18 protein-coding genes are annotated in these 17,944 nt (G+C 43.1%); 14 read left to right on the top strand and 4 right to left on the bottom strand.

Annotated features, from left to right (window positions below):
* Positions 1-113 precede the first annotated feature (113 nt).
* From tpiA to B5473_RS08090, 6 genes are all read left to right on the top strand, one after another.
* The gene (gene tpiA, locus B5473_RS08110; protein ID WP_079524410.1) at positions 114-875 is read left to right on the top strand and encodes a triose-phosphate isomerase; all 762 of its coding nucleotides are present in this window, start codon (positions 114-116) and stop codon (positions 873-875) included.
* Positions 868-2,409 (top strand): 2,3-bisphosphoglycerate-independent phosphoglycerate mutase, encoded by a 1,542-nt coding sequence (gpmI, locus tag B5473_RS08105; protein ID WP_079524409.1) that lies wholly within the window; start codon positions 868-870, stop codon positions 2,407-2,409. Before tpiA ends, gpmI begins: the two co-directional genes overlap by 8 nt.
* 76 nt (positions 2,410-2,485) lie before the next feature.
* Complete coding sequence (gene eno, locus B5473_RS08100; protein ID WP_079524408.1) at positions 2,486-3,778, top strand: phosphopyruvate hydratase; 1,293 nt, start codon at positions 2,486-2,488, stop codon at positions 3,776-3,778.
* 184 nt (positions 3,779-3,962) lie between these two features.
* Positions 3,963-4,139: a phosphomannomutase gene (locus tag B5473_RS20470; protein ID WP_254865277.1), complete on the top strand. Its 177-nt coding sequence runs from the start codon at positions 3,963-3,965 to the stop codon at positions 4,137-4,139.
* 153 nt (positions 4,140-4,292) lie between these two features.
* Entirely contained in the window at positions 4,293-4,877 is a 585-nt protein-coding gene (locus B5473_RS08095; protein WP_079524407.1) for a TetR/AcrR family transcriptional regulator, read from the top strand.
* Positions 4,878-5,314: 437 nt separating this feature from the next.
* Positions 5,315-6,727 carry a DHA2 family efflux MFS transporter permease subunit gene (locus B5473_RS08090; protein WP_079524406.1) on the top strand — a complete coding sequence of 471 codons (1,413 nt, stop codon included), beginning with the start codon at positions 5,315-5,317 and terminating at the stop codon, positions 6,725-6,727.
* Between the two features lie 427 nt (positions 6,728-7,154).
* Here B5473_RS08090 and B5473_RS08085 read toward each other — a convergent pair whose 3' ends face one another.
* Together B5473_RS08085 and B5473_RS08080 are read right to left on the bottom strand one after the other, a co-directional pair.
* Complete coding sequence (locus tag B5473_RS08085) at positions 7,155-7,445, bottom strand: transposase (RefSeq protein WP_079524526.1); 291 nt, start codon at positions 7,443-7,445, stop codon at positions 7,155-7,157.
* Between the two features lie 30 nt (positions 7,446-7,475).
* Positions 7,476-8,405, bottom strand: a complete 930-nt coding sequence (locus B5473_RS08080) for a nuclease-related domain-containing protein (protein WP_079524405.1) — start codon at positions 8,403-8,405, stop codon at positions 7,476-7,478.
* 184 nt (positions 8,406-8,589) lie between these two features.
* Here B5473_RS08080 and B5473_RS08075 point away from each other — a divergent pair, with 184 nt between their 5' ends.
* Positions 8,590-8,853: a hypothetical protein gene (locus B5473_RS08075; protein ID WP_139377716.1), complete on the top strand. Its 264-nt coding sequence runs from the start codon at positions 8,590-8,592 to the stop codon at positions 8,851-8,853.
* A 58-nt stretch (positions 8,854-8,911) separates the two neighbouring features.
* On the opposite strand, the gene B5473_RS08070 is transcribed toward B5473_RS08075, so the two are convergent.
* A complete protein-coding gene (locus tag B5473_RS08070; RefSeq protein WP_079524403.1) occupies positions 8,912-9,523 on the bottom strand; it encodes a hypothetical protein in 612 nt (203 codons plus the stop codon).
* A complete protein-coding gene (locus B5473_RS08065) occupies positions 9,520-10,164 on the bottom strand; it encodes a phosphate starvation-inducible protein PhoH (RefSeq protein WP_079524402.1) in 645 nt (214 codons plus the stop codon). Before B5473_RS08065 ends, B5473_RS08070 begins: the two co-directional genes overlap by 4 nt.
* 176 nt (positions 10,165-10,340) lie before the next feature.
* Between B5473_RS08065 and B5473_RS08060 the strand changes: the two genes are divergently transcribed.
* The 7 genes from B5473_RS08060 to smpB all read left to right on the top strand — a co-directional run bounded on the left by B5473_RS08060 (position 10,341) and on the right by smpB (position 17,939).
* Entirely contained in the window at positions 10,341-11,471 is a 1,131-nt protein-coding gene (locus B5473_RS08060) for an ABC transporter substrate-binding protein (RefSeq protein WP_079524401.1), read from the top strand.
* A 14-nt stretch (positions 11,472-11,485) separates the two neighbouring features.
* Positions 11,486-12,487, top strand: a complete 1,002-nt coding sequence (locus tag B5473_RS08055) for a FecCD family ABC transporter permease (RefSeq protein ID WP_079524400.1) — start codon at positions 11,486-11,488, stop codon at positions 12,485-12,487.
* Positions 12,484-13,329 (top strand): ABC transporter ATP-binding protein, encoded by an 846-nt coding sequence (locus B5473_RS08050; protein ID WP_079524399.1) that lies wholly within the window; start codon positions 12,484-12,486, stop codon positions 13,327-13,329. The genes B5473_RS08055 and B5473_RS08050 overlap by 4 nt, the downstream gene beginning before the upstream one ends.
* 114 nt (positions 13,330-13,443) lie before the next feature.
* Complete coding sequence (gene secG / locus B5473_RS08045; protein WP_008408959.1) at positions 13,444-13,671, top strand: preprotein translocase subunit SecG; 228 nt, start codon at positions 13,444-13,446, stop codon at positions 13,669-13,671.
* A 309-nt stretch (positions 13,672-13,980) separates the two neighbouring features.
* A complete protein-coding gene (locus B5473_RS08040) occupies positions 13,981-14,727 on the top strand; it encodes an alpha/beta hydrolase (RefSeq protein ID WP_079524398.1) in 747 nt (248 codons plus the stop codon).
* Positions 14,728-14,996: 269 nt separating this feature from the next.
* The gene (rnr, locus tag B5473_RS08035) at positions 14,997-17,405 is read left to right on the top strand and encodes a ribonuclease R (protein ID WP_079524397.1); all 2,409 of its coding nucleotides are present in this window, start codon (positions 14,997-14,999) and stop codon (positions 17,403-17,405) included.
* 69 nt (positions 17,406-17,474) lie between these two features.
* Complete coding sequence (gene smpB, locus B5473_RS08030) at positions 17,475-17,939, top strand: SsrA-binding protein SmpB (RefSeq protein WP_079524396.1); 465 nt, start codon at positions 17,475-17,477, stop codon at positions 17,937-17,939.
* Positions 17,940-17,944 lie beyond the last annotated feature (5 nt).

Here is a 17,944-nt window from a genome sequence, read left to right as displayed (position 1 = left end):
GAAAAGCGCGATGCTCGAGACTATAGGCTTGAGCCGCGCCCGGGGAAAGCGTCCGCCGTAGCGGAAAACAACGGCATGATTGAACAGAATCTTTTAAAAACGGAGGGTTTTGAATGAGAAAACCGATCATAGCAGGAAACTGGAAAATGTATAAGTCCTTTGATGAGGCAGTTGATTTTATCGAAGAAATCCAACAAGAGGTTCCTTCCCCAGATAAAGTTGATGCGGTCATCTGTTCGCCTGCATTATATTTACCGACACTTGTCGTAGCGGCAGAAGATTCAAGCCTGGCAATTGGCGCGCAAAACATGCACTTTGAAGACGAAGGCGCGTTCACAGGGGAAATCAGCCCGAAAATGCTTTCGAATATCAATGTTGATTATGTTATTTTAGGGCATTCAGAGCGTCGTGAACTATTCAATGAAACGGACGAAGCGATCAACAAAAAAGTCCGTGCTGCTCTTAATTACGGTATTGTACCGATTATTTGCTGCGGAGAAACATTGGAAGAGCGTGAAGCGGATCAAACCGAAGCAAAAGTAGCACGCCAAATTACAATGGCACTAAAAGGCTTTGCTCCAATTGAAGTAGAGCATATGGTCATTGCATATGAGCCAATCTGGGCAATCGGAACAGGCAAAACAGCTACTGCGGAAGATGCAAATACAGTATGCTGCGCAATCCGTCTGGCGATTGAAACATTATACGGAAAAGATACAGCTGAAAAAGTGCGCATTCAGTACGGCGGCAGTGTAAAGCCTGAAAACATTGAAGAGCTATTATCACAAGAGCATATCGATGGCGCATTAGTAGGAGGAGCAAGCCTACAACCAGCATCATTCATGAAATTATTGGAGGCGGCAGCAAATGCCTAAACAACCCGTTGCATTAATTATTCTAGACGGCTTTGCCTTTCGCGATGAAGTGAAGGGTAATGCCGTAGCACAAGCAAATAAACCGAATTTTGACCGTTACTGGCATGCATATCCACATGCGACTTTAATAGCAAGTGGTGAAGCAGTAGGTCTACCAGAAGGTCAAATGGGGAACTCTGAAGTTGGACACTTAAATATCGGGGCTGGACGCATTGTGTACCAGTCCTTAACACGTATCCACAAATCGATCCGTGACGGCGATTTCTTCCGTAACGAATCGTTTCTTGCGGCTGTTGAACATGCGAAAGCACATGGTTCTAAGCTACATTTAATGGGACTGCTTTCAGATGGCGGTGTTCATAGCCACTATGAGCATTTGTTTGCCTTATTGAAATTGGCGAAAGCAAATGGTCTTGAGCAAGTATATGTTCATGGTTTCCTTGATGGACGCGATGTCGGTCCAACGACAGCACTTGAATATATTCTTGAAACAGAAAAACAAATGAAAGAAATTGGAATCGGGAAGTTCGCTTCGATTCATGGTCGCTATTATGCAATGGACCGTGACCGCCGTTGGGAACGTGTCGGCTTAACGTACAATGCATTAGTTGACGGAATCGGTCAAACAGCATCAACTGCAACAGCAGGTGTCCAGTCTTCGTATGAACGTGAACTGACTGATGAATTCGTTGTGCCGTTTGTCGTGACAGAAGAAGGAAGACCTGCTGCAACGATCAGTACGAACGATGCGGTCATTTTCTTCAACTTCCGTCCGGACCGTGCGATTCAGTTATCTTCTTTAATGACGAATGAAAAGTTTGACGCGATGCCACGCTCTGAAAATCATCCGACGAATCTGAAATTCGTTACGTTTACACATTACAGTGATGATGTCGTAGCGGATGTGGCATATGAAAATGACAACTTAGTTAATACGGTCGGTGAAGTGATTTCAAAAGCAGGCAAAACTCAGCTGCGCATTGCGGAAACAGAAAAGTATCCGCATGTCACGTTCTTTATGAGCGGTGGTCGTGAAGATACGTTTGCCGGCGAGGAGCGTATTTTAATCGCGTCTCCAAAAGTGGCAACCTATGACTTGAAGCCTGAGATGAGCGCGTATGAAGTGACGGATTCTTTACTGGAAGCTATTGCGGCAGAGAAGTTCGATGGGATCATTTTAAACTTTGCGAACCCGGATATGGTCGGACATTCAGGGATGCTTGAACCGACGATTAAAGCGATCGAAACGGTGGACGAGTGTCTAGGGAAAGTTGTTGATGCGATTACTGCAAAAGGCGGCTATGCGATTATTACAGCTGACCATGGAAACTCGGATGAAGTAGTGACATTGGATGACAAACCGATGACAGCACATACAACAAACCCGGTACCGGTTATTGTAACTAAGCCTGGTGTTAAGCTTTATGAAGATGGCATTTTAGCCGATCTGGCACCGACAATGCTTGAATTACTTAATATTGCCCAACCTGCAGAGATGACAGGAAAATCGTTAGTTATGCCAAGCGAACAGTAATAGATCGCGCGGTTAATTATATAGCTTGTCCTTGTGCAAGCACCTACTAAATTTATCAATAGAGGAGTTTTTTATTATGCCATTCATTACTCAAGTATATGCTCGTGAAGTATTAGATTCTCGCGGTAACCCAACAGTAGAAGTAGAAGTATTCACAGAATCAGGCGCATTCGGCCGTGCAATCGTGCCATCTGGTGCTTCAACTGGTGAATATGAAGCAGTGGAATTACGCGATGGGGACGTAAACCGTTACTTAGGTAAAGGTGTTGAAAAAGCGGTAGAAAACGTCAACACAATTATCGCTGAAGAACTTGAAGGTCAATATTCTGTATTGGACCAAGTTGTTATCGACCAAGCGTTAATCGAACTTGATGGAACAGAAAACAAAGGTAAATTAGGTGCAAACGCAATTTTAGGTGTGTCAATGGCAGTAGCGCACGCAGCAGCTGACTACCTGGACATTCCTTTATACCAATACTTAGGTGGCTTCAACTCGAAGCAATTACCAGTACCAATGATGAACATCTTAAACGGTGGTGCACACGCTGACAACAACGTAGACATCCAAGAATTCATGGTAATGCCAGTAGGTGCTAAATCATTCAAAGAAGCATTACGCATGGGTACAGAAATCTTCCATAACTTAAAAACTGTATTAAAAGAAAAAGGCCACAACACAGCTGTAGGTGACGAAGGCGGATTCGCTCCAAACTTAGGTTCAAACGAAGAAGCGATCACTGTGATCATCGAAGCAGTTGAAAAAGCAGGCTACAAAATGGGCGAAGAAATCCGTTTAGCAATGGACGTTGCATCTTCTGAGCTTTACAACAAAGAAACAGGCAAATACGTTTTAGCTGGTGAAGGCGTAGAAAAAACTTCAGAAGAAATGGTTGCTTGGTACGAAGAGTTAACTTCTAAATACCCAATCATCTCAATCGAAGACGGTTTAGACGAAAACGACTGGGCTGGCCACAAGCTATTAACAGAGCGTATCGGCGACCGCGTACAATTAGTTGGTGACGATCTATTCGTTACAAACACAACGAAATTATCTCGCGGTATCGAAGAAGGCGTTGGCAACTCAATCTTAATCAAAGTAAACCAAATCGGTACTTTAACAGAAACATTTGAAGCAATTGAAATGGCGAAACGCGCTGGCTACACAGCAGTAATTTCTCACCGTTCAGGCGAATCAGAAGATAACACAATCGCTGACATCGCTGTCGCTACAAACGCAGGCCAAATCAAAACAGGTGCTCCATCTCGTACGGACCGCGTTGCGAAGTACAACCAATTACTACGCATCGAAGACCAATTAGGTGCAACTAGCCGTTTTGAAGGGCTAAAATCTTTCTACAATATTAAATAATTGTTTTACAGTTGGATTGGGCACTCGCTTTTTGGCGGGTGTCTTTTTTTGGTGGTTTTACTAGAAGAAATGGATCGGTTATTAGAAGAAATCTTGGTGATATTAGAAGAACTGGAGTGGATATTAGAAGTTCCTTGAAGAAGAGCTTTTATTCCAAGTGAAAAGCGCGAGAAGAAGGCGTGCCGTGAGTTTATTAGAACATTTGAGTCGTTTATTAGAAAATGTCGGTACGATATTAGAAGAAGTAGATACTTTATTTGAACATCTGGAACACTTATTAGAACAAACCGCACTTATATTAGAAAACCGGAAATATATTAGAACAAATAAATTTATATTAGAACATTTTAGATTATATTAGAAAATCTGGGGGATAATTTGTTGAAAGTTTGTGAACGTTGGCCTCTCGTTATTATATAAGCGCTAGAATATGTGATATGTTTAAGCTATTCAAATTTAACGGCACATACTTGGTTGAAATTAGACCAGTTGTTATAGATGGTGAGGGAACGGTATGTCTAATCAAACGAAAGACAAAATTTTAGAAACAGCGACACGGTTGTTTTACTTTCAAGGTTTCCACGGGACCGGTTTAAATCAGATTATTAAAGAATCGGGATCACCAAAAGGGTCGCTGTATCACTATTTTCCTGAAGGGAAGGAGCAGCTTGCCGAAGAAGCGATCGTATTGTCAAAACGGCGAATCGGTGCGGTCATTCAGCATTATATGAACGAGTTCGAGGATGTCGGGGCAGCACTGAATGCCCATATTTTAGCGATGGCCGACCTATTTGATCTGGACAATGGACTTGAGGAGCGTTCCTATACGATGATGCCGTTCGGACTGCTTGCGGCGGAATCGGCATTTATGAATGAGCGTTTGCGGAAAGTATGCGGTGATACGTATAAGTACTGGGAATCAATTTATTACACAAAATTGATTGCCAACGGGTTTAGTGATGAAGCGGCTGTCACATTGAGTAAAGCGGTAAGCGCGATGATTGAAGGGGCCGTTACCCTGTCATTGTCCCAGCGTTCGAACGAGCCGTTATTAAATATAAGCAAAGTCATCCCTGCGTTGGTTGCGCAGTATAAGTAAAGGCTTGTCCGGAATGTGATTTCTGGACAGGCTTTTTTATTGTTCACAATTAGCCTGTTTTTTATGTTTAGTTCGTGGAAAACTATTGCAAAATTATTGTTTTTCATAGCAATGGATATGAAATCGTTTGTAAATGTTGATGTAGCAATGTTTTTGTTGTAACGCTACAAATTTTATTGGAAATAATGCAATCGTTTACACAGAAATATGTAAATAAATATCTACGAAAGATAGGCCCAGTTAAGGTTAAAACTGGATAATGAGTGTTCACAATTATAACGACCGGTCTAATATTTTTCGCCTGAGTCATTGAATTTCCATGAAAAAATTTGATATATTTTAAAGCGTGCTGTTTGAGTTATATAACAGCAAAAAGCATGATACAAAGCAATTATCATCTTTCATAAAAGAGTCTTATACGATAGGAGGAAACAAAAATGGCAGCACTATTCAATGTGAAAAGCCCAAAAGGCATGGCAGCTGTTCTGATGATCAGTACATTCGTTGGTTTATTTGGTGAAACGGCATTAAACATGGCGTTAACAAATATTATGGATGACTTCGGTGTATCAGCCGCATCAGCAGCATGGTTAACAACTGGCTACTTATTAGTATTAGCCGTATTAGTTCCATTATCATCTTATTTAGTCCGTTGGTTTACAACACGTCAATTAGTAGTGGCGGCAGTTGTGTTCGCAGTGATCGGTTCATTATTAGGCGCATTAGCACCGAACTTTGCGGTATTACTGGCAGGTCGTTTCGTACAAGCACTTGCAACAGGGATTATTCTACCGTTAATGTTCAGTGTTGTAATGCTGATTTTCCCGGTACAAAAACGTGGCGCGGTCATGGGGTTTGTAGGGATTATCTTAACGGCAGGTCCGGCATTAGGTCCATCAATCGCAGGTTTAATCGTATCTTCTTTAAGCTGGAGATATATTTTCTGGATCATGGTCGTTGTTTATGCCCTTGTAATCGTTTTAGCAATTGCTAAAGTGGACAATGTTTCAAACGTAACACGTCCAAAAATTGATTTATTATCATTAATAGCTTCTACATTCGGTTTCGGTGGTGTTGTATTCGCGTTAGCAACATTAGCGGAGCAATCGATTTCAAAACCAATCGTTTGGGCACCACTTGTTATTGGCTTAGTTTTATTAGTAGTATTCGGCGTTCGCCAAACAAAAATGGACGAGCCGATGATCGACTTATCGGTATTCAAATCACCGATGTTCTCTTTAGGTGTCGCGTTGATGGTTGCGACAATGTTCATGATTCTTTCAGTGGCGATTTTAGTGCCGATGTTCCTGAAAACAGTATTAGGTTTCGCAGCATTAACGGCAGGTTTATGTATGTTGCCGGGTAACATTTTAAATATCATCATGTCACCAATCGTTGGGACAAACTTCGATAAAGTCGGAGCGAAAATCTTTACACGTATCGGTTTTGCGATGATTTTAGTGTCGATGATCGTATTTTTAACAACAATTTCAGCAACAACTGCAACTTGGATTATCATTGTAAACTTATGTGTATTCTTTGTCGGAGTATCGATGACAATCATGCCGGCACAAACGAATGCGATGAACTCATTGGCACCACAGAAATTTGCTGACGGTTCAGCAGCATTAAACACATTAACGCAAATCGCCGGTGCTTCAGGTACAGCGGTTGCGATTACAATGTTCACAATCGGTCAGCAAAACTATATCGAAAAATTCAGCAACGCTTTACCGGCAGAGTTTTTAGCACACGGTGTTCACTCAGCGTTCATCGTCGTGACAGTCGTTTCGGTATTAGGTTTGGTTGGTTCGTTCTTCGTGAAGAACAGCAAGCCGGTTGGGAATTAATTTAATAGGTAGGAATTACAGCATCGGGGGGGTTCCGGTGCTGTTTTTTTGTTGGGGTGGTGGAGGGGATTTTATTAGAACAATGGAGCCGGTTATTAGAAAAAGTGCGAGTGATATTAGAAGAACTGGGATGGATATTAGAAGTTCCTTGAATTTGAGGTGGAAAAGAGCTTTTATTCCGGGTGAAAAGGGCTGGGAGAAAGCTTACCGTGATTTTATTAGAACATTTGAGTCGTTTATTAGAAAATGTTGGTACGATATTAGAAGAAGTAGATACTTTATTTGAACATCTGGAACACTTATTAGAACAAACCGCATTTATTTTAGAAGATCGGTAATATATTAGAACAAATAAATTTATATTAGAACTTTTTCGGATATATTAGAAAGACCCCCGCCTATGGAATGTGGGGGTCTGCCTCTCGATTTACCGTTCAATGTCCGAAAGTCCATGAATCGCTTTTCTCAAAATTTCATTCTCTTCTTCCAATGCGCGAATTTTCTTCTCATAAGCTGCTCTTATTTTTTCTGCTTCGCTTGCTGGGACCAAGTCTGTCAGTGACTCGCGGTATTCTTTCACCCACCGATGAACTGTCGAATGGCCGACATCATATCGACCAGCGATGTCGGAAACCTTTGCGCCTTCTTCTGCTACAGATTTGATAATAAGCTCCTTAGTTGCCGAATCAACATGGTTACGACGTTGTTTTTCCTTCATATTCGTCACGTCCTTTTCTATATTGTACATCTATTCAAACTTCTCCGGAATTAAATAATAAGTCCCTTTATTCACCCCGTGCTTCTCCAGACCGGCTTTCGCCAACAGTTTCGAAGCAGTATGGATACACGAAATATTAAAAAACTCACGGAACTCTTTATTCGTTATGCGTGGGCCGACTAAAATTCGGTATTGCAGAAAAGTTTCATACAATGCTTCTTTACTTTTCACCTGACATACCGGGCAAATAAAATAGCCTTGTCTATAATGCATTTCATTGACATAATCGCACTCCTTACAGAGAACTCCGTTACGTAGCCGGTGCCTTTCAATGCCCCTACGAGGGGGGAGCTGTTCATAAAGTTGCTCTAATTGATTTTGCAGAAAAGTAATATTCACGCGAGGATTCGGATGCTGCTTATACAGTTTTTCGATAAACCTGGGGATACCGCTCATATGCATGATCGGGAAATTGGAAAGGGAATGGTCGAGTGTTGCGCGGTGATTGGCGAGCGCGACGATATGGTAAATTGGGATGGAAATTTGCCACGCTTTAAATTGATGCTCCAAAAAAAGCTGGTGGCGGTATGCCTGGTCAAACGGGTTCGGGAAGTTTTCGCTGACATTATCGTGGATGCGGGAAAATTCATGGAGCGCCGGTTTGTAGTAAAGGGTGCCGGACATTTGTTTTACTTCAATAACGACGACAAAATTTGGCGTAATGAGCAAAGCGTCCATTTGATGGGTAAAACCTTTTGAATTGATGCATTCGAAATTATAAAAAATATGGAAAGCGGATTTAAAATGATAGTCCGAGAGCAGCCGTTTCAGCTTTTGTTCGCCTGATAAGCCGGCCTCCAATCGGTAAAATTCCTGCTCGATTGAGGGTGCGTCCAAATCATCCATTTTCATGCGATTCAACAATGTTTTGACGAATAAATAATGCCTGGTTTGCTGCACGATTTTCACCTCCTCAATTCACTATAACGAATGTAAATCGTAAAGAAAATACAATGCCGGAAAATTTCTTTTTGAGGTGGAAAATCATAAAAGATGTTTTTCTTTTATAAATCGGGGAATCATAAAACCATACACCAAAGGAGGCTATTACAATATGAAACTTAAAAAGACACCTACTCTGATGATGACGCTGTTACTATCATTATCGCTTGCAGCATGTAACGATGAGGACGATACGAACATCGACAACAACATCGATGACGGTACAGATGATGGCTTAGTCGATGACAACAATGACGATACGAATGTAGAATTAGATGTTGATGGCGACGACAACAACGACAATAACGATGACAACGTAGAAGATACCTTAGATGACGATAAAGATGTTGATGGCGCTGTTGATGGCACTGTTGATGATAATGCAGATGACAACAGCAACGACTAATTAAAACAAATGAAAAGCATGGCGCCCGTATCAATTGCGGGTACCATGCTTTTTTCAATTAAATTTCCCCGAACGCTAACCAAGGGAAGAAGCCGTCCATGAACTTCTCCGTTGCCGGCATGAAATACGAACCGAAGTGGAAGTCCGGGTCAAGTGTTGTCACGATCCAAGTACCTTTTGAACTTACTTTATCGACATACAATAATGAACCGCCATCCTTCATATCAATCAATGACTGCATGCCTTCCTGTAAGTGAAATACACCATGCTGATGCCATGTGCAGCCAGCTTCATCCAGAAAACCGTCACGGAATAACGGGTAATCCGGTGCGACCATTCGTAAGCCGCTGTCCGCATCTTTTTCAAGCCACCACCAGAAGTTCGTCGGGCGTGTTTCCCAGTTTTGGCCCGGAATCCATTGCCACGGCTGAGGTCCGAATGCTACGACAACGCCGCCGTTATCTGCAAAGCGTCGGATTGCAGGTGCTGCTTCCAACAATAATTTATTGTGCAATTGAGAAGGCACGATCAGTACATCCATTCCTTCCAAATCTTCCTCGACAAAGCGCGGTAAATAGATGATTTTCTCGAAGTACTGCTTGAATTTTGGTGTATTGAATGTCACGTAATGAGGCGCGTGCCCACTATATAATACGGCTATTTTTCTCATGCTTCAGATCCTTCTTTCAAACGTAGTAATTCTTGATCGAGCCACACTAAAAACTGTGGTGCGATCAGCTGAGTCGAGTTTTCACCAGTTGCATATGTCAGAAAATCACGGCAAGATGCTGCGACAACAGTTCCTTTAGTAGCAGTGCGATCGATGAAAACGATCGGTGTGCCATCCGTAAACTGCAGCACGATTTCCGATTGTTTGTTGACTACCGAATGCGAGCCGCGCGCATAAAATCCGGAAACGCCTTTACGGTATGTAAGTTTCATCATGTCAACGCCTTCATAAAATGTACCTTCAGCTGCAGGCTCCATTACATAATCTGCGTGGGACTTAATTTCCTTTGGCATGAACAGACCAACACCTGGTAGCCAAGGACGGAAAATATGTGTGTTGGCAATAATAATTTTCCCTTCATTTAAGAAGTTTTCAATCACTTGTTTGTGCTCGTAAAGATGCTCCTGATCGATAAAGTCCGTTACGACCATTACGTTGAAGCGAGCAAGGTCAGCAGTCGAAATTTCATACTGGTCGATGAATGTGACATGGTCCATTGGTTCGTTAGAGACATTCATGGCACGTCCCTCTAAGCTGAATGCATGTCCGCCTTCCAGTTTTACAATTTTATATTCAGACATAAAAATCTCCTTTAATCCTGTAAATTTAATTAATTGATACAAATTCTCATTTGCAAACCGAATTATCATTGACAATGAAAATCATTATCAATTATACTCAATCTCGAATGGAAATCAAATAATATTTTATTAAAATAATAAATTTCGTGAAAACGAGAGATTAAGGAGAGAAAACAATGGTAGGACGTAAAGTAATTTTGACAACGCTTGCACTCACTTCAATGGCACTAGCAGCATGTTCAGATAATGAGGCAACAACATCAGCTTCAGGAGAAGAGGTTGAAACGACGGCAGAAGAGAAAATCGTCATCGATCAGGCGGGGACAGAAGTAACGATTCCTGCTGAAGTGAACTCGATCGTATCAGGCGGGATTTTACCGTACTTCCATACATGGTATGTCGCAACAAATTCGGCAAAAGAAATCGTAGGAATGCACCCGAACTCATACAATGCAGCTGAAAATTCGATCTTATCGAAAATGGCTCCGGAAATTTTGAATGCGGATACATCATTCGTACAAAACGGTGAAATGAACGTTAAGGAATTAATGAAAATTAACCCGGATGTGTTCTTTGAAATTGCAACAGATGAAAAATCAGTCGAGCAGGCACGTGCTGCAGGTATCAACACGGTAGCGATTAAAGCGATTGATGCAGCGGCAGCAGAGCCACTTGCAACATTCAACAGCTGGTTAAAACTGACGGGTGAAATTGCGAGCACAACAGAACGCGCGGACAATTTTATCGAAATCGGTACAGATGTACAAAACGAAATTTATGAAAAGATCGATAGCTTAAAAGCAGAAGAGAAACCGAATGTGCTTATGTTGTATCAATTATCTGAGCAGGCGATTACAGTTGGCGGTAAAAACTTCTTCGGGAATCAATGGCTGAACGCAACAGGTGCAAATGACGTTGCGGAAAACGACGTAACAGGACGCAAAGATGTGAACATGGAGCAAATCTACAATTGGAATCCGGAAATCATCTACATAACGAACTTCACGGAAATTCAGCCGGAAGATTTATATAATAATACGATTCCAGGTCAGGACTGGAGCGAAGTGGAAGCGGTGAAAAACAAGCAGGTGTATAAGATTCCGCTTGGGATATATCGCTGGTTCCCGCCAAGTGGCGATGCACCGTTAATGCTGAAATGGTTGGCAAACAACAACCAGCCTGAACTATTCGACTATGATATGAACGCTGAAATTAAGAGTTACTATAAAGATTTTTACGGATATGACGTAACGGACGAAGAAGTAGAACAAATTCTGCACCCATCTTCTGACGCTGCGAAGTATTAGAACGAGGGACTCTTATGAAAAAGTGGAAAAGTATTTTACTGTGGGTATTGCCGCTTGTTCTTGCGATTGCTTCACTTGGCATCGGCCGGTTTGAAGTCGATTTTGTAACGGTGGTGAAAATCCTTAGTTCGCATATTTTTCCGGTAGAAGAATCTTGGACACAAATGGAATATAACGTAGTCATGACTGTTCGGCTACCGCGTATTATCCTCGCACTATTGATCGGTGCGGGGCTTTCCATTTCAGGTGCCGCATTCCAAGGGATGTTCGCCAATCCATTAGTGAGCGCGGATATTTTAGGGGTCGCAGCGGGTGCCGGTTTTGGTGCTTCTATCGGGATTTTACTGTTTGGCAATGGTTATGTAACACAAGGTTTTGCGCTCGTCTTTGGGTTAGCAGCTATCGTATTTACGTATTTGATCGGCGGGTCTGGTCGCAATATGCCGATCTTTATGCTTGTTCTGGCAGGGGTTGTGACAAGTGCGTTATTTAATGCATTGATCTCATTAACGAAATTTGTGGCAGACCCGGAAGAAAAACTGCCTGCGATTACGTATTGGCTGATGGGAAGTTTGGGAACAGCTTCGTACCGCGATTTATGGACAGCAGGACCGATTATTTTAGTCGGGATGTTCATTTTACTTGCACTGCGCTGGCGCATTAACTTACTGACATTGCCGGATGATGAGGCGAAGTCGTTAGGGATTAATGTTGTACGCATGAAGTGGCTCGTTATTGCAGGGGCGACACTTTGTACAGCGGCAGCCGTTGCTGTTGCAGGGATTGTCGGCTGGGTCGGTTTAATTATTCCGCATATCGCAAGGATGTTTGTCGACAGCAACAATGAGCGCGTACTGCCGATGTCGATTGCACTCGGCGGCGCGTATTTACTTATTATCGATACACTCGCCCGTTCGGTAACAGCGGCGGAAATTCCGTTGTCGATCTTAACGGCGATTGTCGGGGCACCGTTCTTTGCTTATCTTTTACGTCGTACAGGAGGTAGCTGGTCATGAAAATAGAAGTACGTGAAGGCAACTTCTGCTATGCGAAAAAGAAGGAAGTGAAGCCGTTCATATATGAATCGAATATTAGCTTAACGCTGGAACCTGGCAAGATTATGGCAATACTCGGTCCAAACGGCGCAGGGAAAACAACCTTGTTAAAATGCATTACCGGCTTGAACGACTGGCGGGTTGGTGAAACATTGATCGATGATGTACCGCTTCCAAAAGTTTCGCAAAAAGAATTATGGAAGAAAATCGGTTACGTTCCGCAGGCGCATAAAATGGTGTTCGGCTTTTCGATTGAAGACTTAGTGGTAATGGGGCGTGCTCCGTATATCGGTTCATTGTCAAAGCCACGCAAGGAAGACTATGAAAAAGCACACGCGGCATTAAATGAAGTCGGCATTGTGCATTTGGCGAAAAAGTCATGCAACGAAGTGAGCGGCGGGGAACTGCAGCTGGCGTTAATCGCGAGGACACTCGTATCGAATCCGGAAATTTTAATTTTGGATGAACCGGAATCGCATCTGGATGTGCAAAAGCAGGTTGTCATTTTGGAAACATTAAAACGCTTATCAAAAGAGCATAATATTTCATGCATTATAAACACGCACTATCCGAACCACGCGTTTTACTTGGCCGATCAAGTATTGATGATCGCAAAGGAGAAAAAGGCGGTGATCGGGGCTGTTCATGAAGTAATGACCGAATCGCGGATGAAGGAGTACTTCAATATTGAACTGCGCAAACTGATTTTCGAAGAAGCGGATCTGCTGTTTGAAACGATGGTGCCGCTTGCATTGGCGGCGAAGCGTAATATAAGCGAATGCCGTTTTAATGATTTTGAATAAGAGTGGATATTGTTGGATAAAATATGATGTTCATTTCCAAGAAATATTGTAATGGCGCCCTCGTTTTGATATACTATTTTGTATTGTGACGTCCATACTTAGGAGGTGGAGCAAATGCATACGTTATTTACAGTATTACTTATTATCGTAGCTATAGCCTTAATCGTTGTTGTATTATTACAATCAGGTAAAAGCGCTGGTTTATCAGGTGCCATCTCTGGTGGAGCTGAGCAACTATTCGGTAAACAGAAAGCTCGTGGAATGGATCTAGTCCTACACCGCACAACAATCGTTCTTTCTGTTGCATTCTTCGTATTAGCATTAGCGATTACGAAATTCTAAATTTCTTTCACCCGCTGTATAAAACAGCGACTGAAAGAAATTATAGCCTCTGGCAGATGTCACAGATTCGGCAAGGAGTTCTTTGTGCAAGCACAAAGCCGAATCAGGACGCACTTACGCCGAGGCGTAAGTGATTAAATTGATTGAAATTAAACGCCTAACCAAGCATTTAATGCTAGGTTGGGCTTTTTCTTTTAGTGTGGCAGGAAACGAAGTATAATAGAAGAAAGAAATGAAAAGTTTTCCACGATTCAATGGTGTGATTGAATCGTATCTTTCATATTATTCAATAAGACAGGAGCCACGAGTATGAAAACAGCTTTGTCTTCACCGTTCTTCTTTCAGGCAGGACCGAGAGCGGTTTTATTATTACATGGATTTACAGGTAGTTCGGCAGATGTGCGGATGCTTGGACGCTTTTTGGAAAAGCACGGCTACACATCGCTTGCCCCACATTATAAAGGACATGGTGTTCCGCCAGAAGAACTGATTGTCTCAAATCCCGAAGAATGGTGGCAAGATGTAAAAAACGGGTATACACAATTAAAAGAGGCAGGCTATGAAGAAATCGCTGTTGCAGGATTATCGCTCGGTGGCGTATTTTCACTCAAGCTTGCGACAAGTCATCCGGTGAAAGGCGTTGTGACGATGTGCTCGCCGGTGACGATGCGCACGACAGACATTATGTTTGAAGGCGTTCTTGAATATGCAAAACAATATAAAAAACAACAAGGTAAAAGTGAACAGGAAATTGAATTAGAGATTGAAGCGATTAAGCAGCAAGGAATGGCATCACTGCCTGAACTGCAGCAATTGATTTACGATGTACGAGAGACGATCGACTTACTGTATGCGCCGATTTTAGTAATCCAAGCGCGCAACGACAAAGTCATCAACCCCGATTCAGCCAATATTATTTATGACACCGTCGAATCGAACGACAAAAAAATCAGCTGGTATGAGCATTCGGGCCATGTCATCACACTCGACAAAGAAAAAGACCAGCTTCATGAAGAAGTTCTCACGTTTTTAAATTCGTTAGATTGGATAGTCTAATGGTGTGAATAAATTTTTGTTCAGTTTATTTATAGAGGGGTAATTTAAATTTAAACGTTTAGTAGTTGATTGGTGTGAAGGTTCGAGTGTGACTGACGGCTAAAGCCTTTCGTCACAAGCAAGCTTCCAGCGGGAAAAGCGTGACGCCTGAGACGTTCGTGTAAGGCCACGCCCGCGGAAAGCGTAACCGAAACGGAAATCAACGGCTTGCGAAGCACTTCTTAAATAAACTTGAACTTTATTTTCTGTTCAAAGGAGGGAAATAATACATGACACAACAAAATGAATTACAACAGCGCGTCCTCGATATGATGAAGGACGATGGCTATAAACCGATGACCGTATCGGAAATTGAAGATGTTCTTGAATTAGAAGAAGCGGATGAGTTCCGTGAGTTAGTGAAAACGCTCGTGAAAATGGAAGCGCAAGGACATATCGTTCGCTCCCGTTCCAATCGCTACGGTTTACCGGAACGCATGAATTTACTGCGCGGCCGCTTTATCGGGAATGCCAAAGGATTCGGTTTCGTCGCACCGGAAGAACAAGGCATGGACGATATTTTCATCCCCGCACACGAAGTTAACGGTGCACTGAATGAAGATACCGTGCTCGTACGTGTATTAAAGGAACAATCAGGTGACCGCCGTGAAGGAACAATCGTGAAAATCGTCGAGCGCAGCAAAACATCATTTGTCGGTACATACCAGGCAAACCGAGGTTTTGGTTTTGTCGTTACAGATGATAAGAAATTGAATATGGATATCTTTATCGCAAAAGAGGACGCAATGGGTGCGGTCGACGGACATAAAGTCGTTGTCGAAGTAACGCACTGGCCGGATGCGACGAAATCTGCGACAGGGATGATCACGAAAATTTTAGGTCATAAAAATGATCCGGGTGTGGACATTTTATCGATTCTGTATAAATATGATATTCCGCCAGAATTCCCGCAGGAGGTTGTCCAGGCGGCAATCGATGTACCGGAAGAAATTTCTGAACAGGATTTGGTCGGACGCCGCGATCTGCGCAATGAAGTGATCGTGACAATCGATGGTGCTGACGCGAAAGACTTGGATGATGCCGTTACTGTCGTGAAAAATGACAATGGCACATACAAGCTCGGTGTACACATTGCCGATGTCAGCTATTACGTGACACAAGGCTCTGTACTCGATCAGGAAGCATATGAACGCGCGACATCTGTATATTTAACAGACCGCGTAATTCCGATGATTCCGCACCGTTTATCGAACGGCATCTGTTCCTTGAACCCGCAAGTCGACCGTCTGACATTATCATGCGAAATGACAATCGACCAGGCAGGGCAAGTGGTGAAGCATGAAATTTTCCAAAGTGTTATTAAAACAACGGAGCGTATGACGTATTCGGACGTTTATAATATTTTAGAAAATCCGGACGAAAACCCGGAATTAATGGAGCGCTATGAAAGCTTAGTACCGATGTTCCGAGATATGGCTGATTTAGCGCAAATTCTGCGCAACAAACGTATGGCGCGCGGTGCAATTGACTTTGATTTCAAAGAATCAAAAGTACTGGTGAATGAAGACGGTTGGCCGACTGACATCGTGTTACGTGAACGTACTGTTGCTGAGCGTCTGATTGAGGAGTTCATGCTTGCAGCGAACGAAACGATTGCCGAGCATTTCCACTGGATGGAGCTGCCGTTCATCTACCGTATTCACGAAGATCCGAAGCCGGAAAAACTGCAACGATTCTTTGAGTTTGTGACAAATTTCGGGATTATGATTAAAGGTACTGGAAACTCGGTACACCCGAAAGCATTACAGGAAGTCATTCGTTCGATTGAAGGCTTGCCGGAAGAGCCGGTCATTTCAACGATGCTGTTGCGTTCGATGCAGCAGGCGAAGTATTATGCCGAGTCATTAGGCCACTTCGGTTTGTCGACAGAGTTTTATACGCACTTCACATCACCGATCCGTCGTTACCCGGACTTAATCGTCCATCGTTTAATCCGTACGTATCTCATTAACGGTGATACATCGAAGGAAACGGTTGTGCAATGGAGCGCGGTCATGGATGAAATTGCGGATCATACATCTGGTCGTGAACGTCGCGCCGTTGAAGCGGAGCGTGATACGGATGCACTGAAAAAAGCGCAGTTCATGTCCGATAAAATCGGGGAAGAATTCGAAGGGATTGTGTCATCGATTACGAACTTCGGTATTTTCGTAGAGCTTGAAAATACGGTCGAAGGTCTTGTGCATATTTCGAATATGACCGACGATTACTACCGTTTTGAAGACCGTCATATGATGATGATCGGGGAGCGTACCGGCCGTCAGTTCCGCATCGGGGATGAAGTGAAAATCCGTGTGGCGAACGTCGTGATCGAGGAATCTTCGGTCGACTTTGAAATCGTCGATATGGTGAACAGCCCACGTCCGTCCCGTCGCCAAACATCGAAAGTGATCCATGCAGGTCGCAGAGAAGGCCGCAAAAAAGATGATGAGCGTACAGGTGAAAAGCGTGACCGCAAATCGCGCGGCGGAAGCAAGGCACGCCCGGAAAAAGCGAAACGTACAGGCTCATCTGACCGTGATCCACGCGGGCGACGCAAAGAAGGCAAATCAGGCGATAAGCCGAAGTTTTACGAAGGCATCGCAAAAGGGAAAAAGAAAAAAAGCAAAAAGAAATAGTAAGGTGTGAAGCTATGATGCATATTCGGCATCATAGCTCCTCTCCTTTAAAATAGAGGTGTTTAACGAATGGCAAAAGGCGCAGGGAAAGTTTTAGCTCAAAACAAAAAAGCGAGCCATGATTACTTCATAGAAGAAACGATTGAAGCGGGGATGGTACTGACAGGGACGGAGATTAAATCCGTACGAGGTGCCCGTGTCCAGCTCAAGGAAGCGTATATTAGTATTGCGGGTGGGGAAGCATGGGTAAAAAATATGCATATTTCGCCATTCGACCAAGGGAACCGCTACAATCATGACCCTTTACGCGAACGCAAGCTGCTGTTACATAAAAAGCAAATCAGTGAACTGGTCGGTGCCGTAAAGCGTGACGGCTATACGATTGTTCCACTGAAAATGTATATTAAAGACGGCTATGCGAAGCTGTTGATCGGTCTTGCAAAAGGTAAGAAAGATTACGATAAACGTCATGATATGAAGAAAAAAGAAGCGAAGCGCGACATGGAACGTGCTTTCAAGGAACGCCAGCAGTAAGCGGA

The organism is Solibacillus isronensis (genome assembly GCF_900168685.1).
Lineage (GTDB): Bacteria > Bacillota > Bacilli > Bacillales_A > Planococcaceae > Solibacillus > Solibacillus isronensis_A.
This window is presented reverse-complemented; position numbering and strand designations above follow the sequence as displayed.

Bases quoted from the DNA above. Each gene is read 5' to 3' on its own strand.
- B5473_RS08050 (WP_079524399.1), top strand. From the start codon at position 12,484: ATGAAAATAGAAGTACGTGAAGGCAACTTCTGCTATGCGAAAAAGAAG.
- tpiA (WP_079524410.1), top strand. From the start codon at position 114: ATGAGAAAACCGATCATAGCAGGAAACTGGAAAATGTATAAGTCCTTT.
- B5473_RS08095 (WP_079524407.1), top strand. From the start codon at position 4,293: ATGTCTAATCAAACGAAAGACAAAATTTTAGAAACAGCGACACGGTTG.
- B5473_RS08075 (WP_139377716.1), top strand. From the start codon at position 8,590: ATGACGCTGTTACTATCATTATCGCTTGCAGCATGTAACGATGAGGAC.
- B5473_RS08060 (WP_079524401.1), top strand. From the start codon at position 10,341: ATGGTAGGACGTAAAGTAATTTTGACAACGCTTGCACTCACTTCAATG.
- eno (WP_079524408.1), top strand. From the start codon at position 2,486: ATGCCATTCATTACTCAAGTATATGCTCGTGAAGTATTAGATTCTCGC.
- B5473_RS08090 (WP_079524406.1), top strand. From the start codon at position 5,315: ATGGCAGCACTATTCAATGTGAAAAGCCCAAAAGGCATGGCAGCTGTT.
- B5473_RS08055 (WP_079524400.1), top strand. From the start codon at position 11,486: ATGAAAAAGTGGAAAAGTATTTTACTGTGGGTATTGCCGCTTGTTCTT.
- secG (WP_008408959.1), top strand. From the start codon at position 13,444: ATGCATACGTTATTTACAGTATTACTTATTATCGTAGCTATAGCCTTA.
- smpB (WP_079524396.1), top strand. From the start codon at position 17,475: ATGGCAAAAGGCGCAGGGAAAGTTTTAGCTCAAAACAAAAAAGCGAGC.
- gpmI (WP_079524409.1), top strand. From the start codon at position 868: ATGCCTAAACAACCCGTTGCATTAATTATTCTAGACGGCTTTGCCTTT.
- B5473_RS08085 (WP_079524526.1), bottom strand. From the start codon at position 7,445: ATGAAGGAAAAACAACGTCGTAACCATGTTGATTCGGCAACTAAGGAG.
- B5473_RS08065 (WP_079524402.1), bottom strand. From the start codon at position 10,164: ATGTCTGAATATAAAATTGTAAAACTGGAAGGCGGACATGCATTCAGC.
- B5473_RS08040 (WP_079524398.1), top strand. From the start codon at position 13,981: ATGAAAACAGCTTTGTCTTCACCGTTCTTCTTTCAGGCAGGACCGAGA.
- B5473_RS08070 (WP_079524403.1), bottom strand. From the start codon at position 9,523: ATGAGAAAAATAGCCGTATTATATAGTGGGCACGCGCCTCATTACGTG.
- rnr (WP_079524397.1), top strand. From the start codon at position 14,997: ATGACACAACAAAATGAATTACAACAGCGCGTCCTCGATATGATGAAG.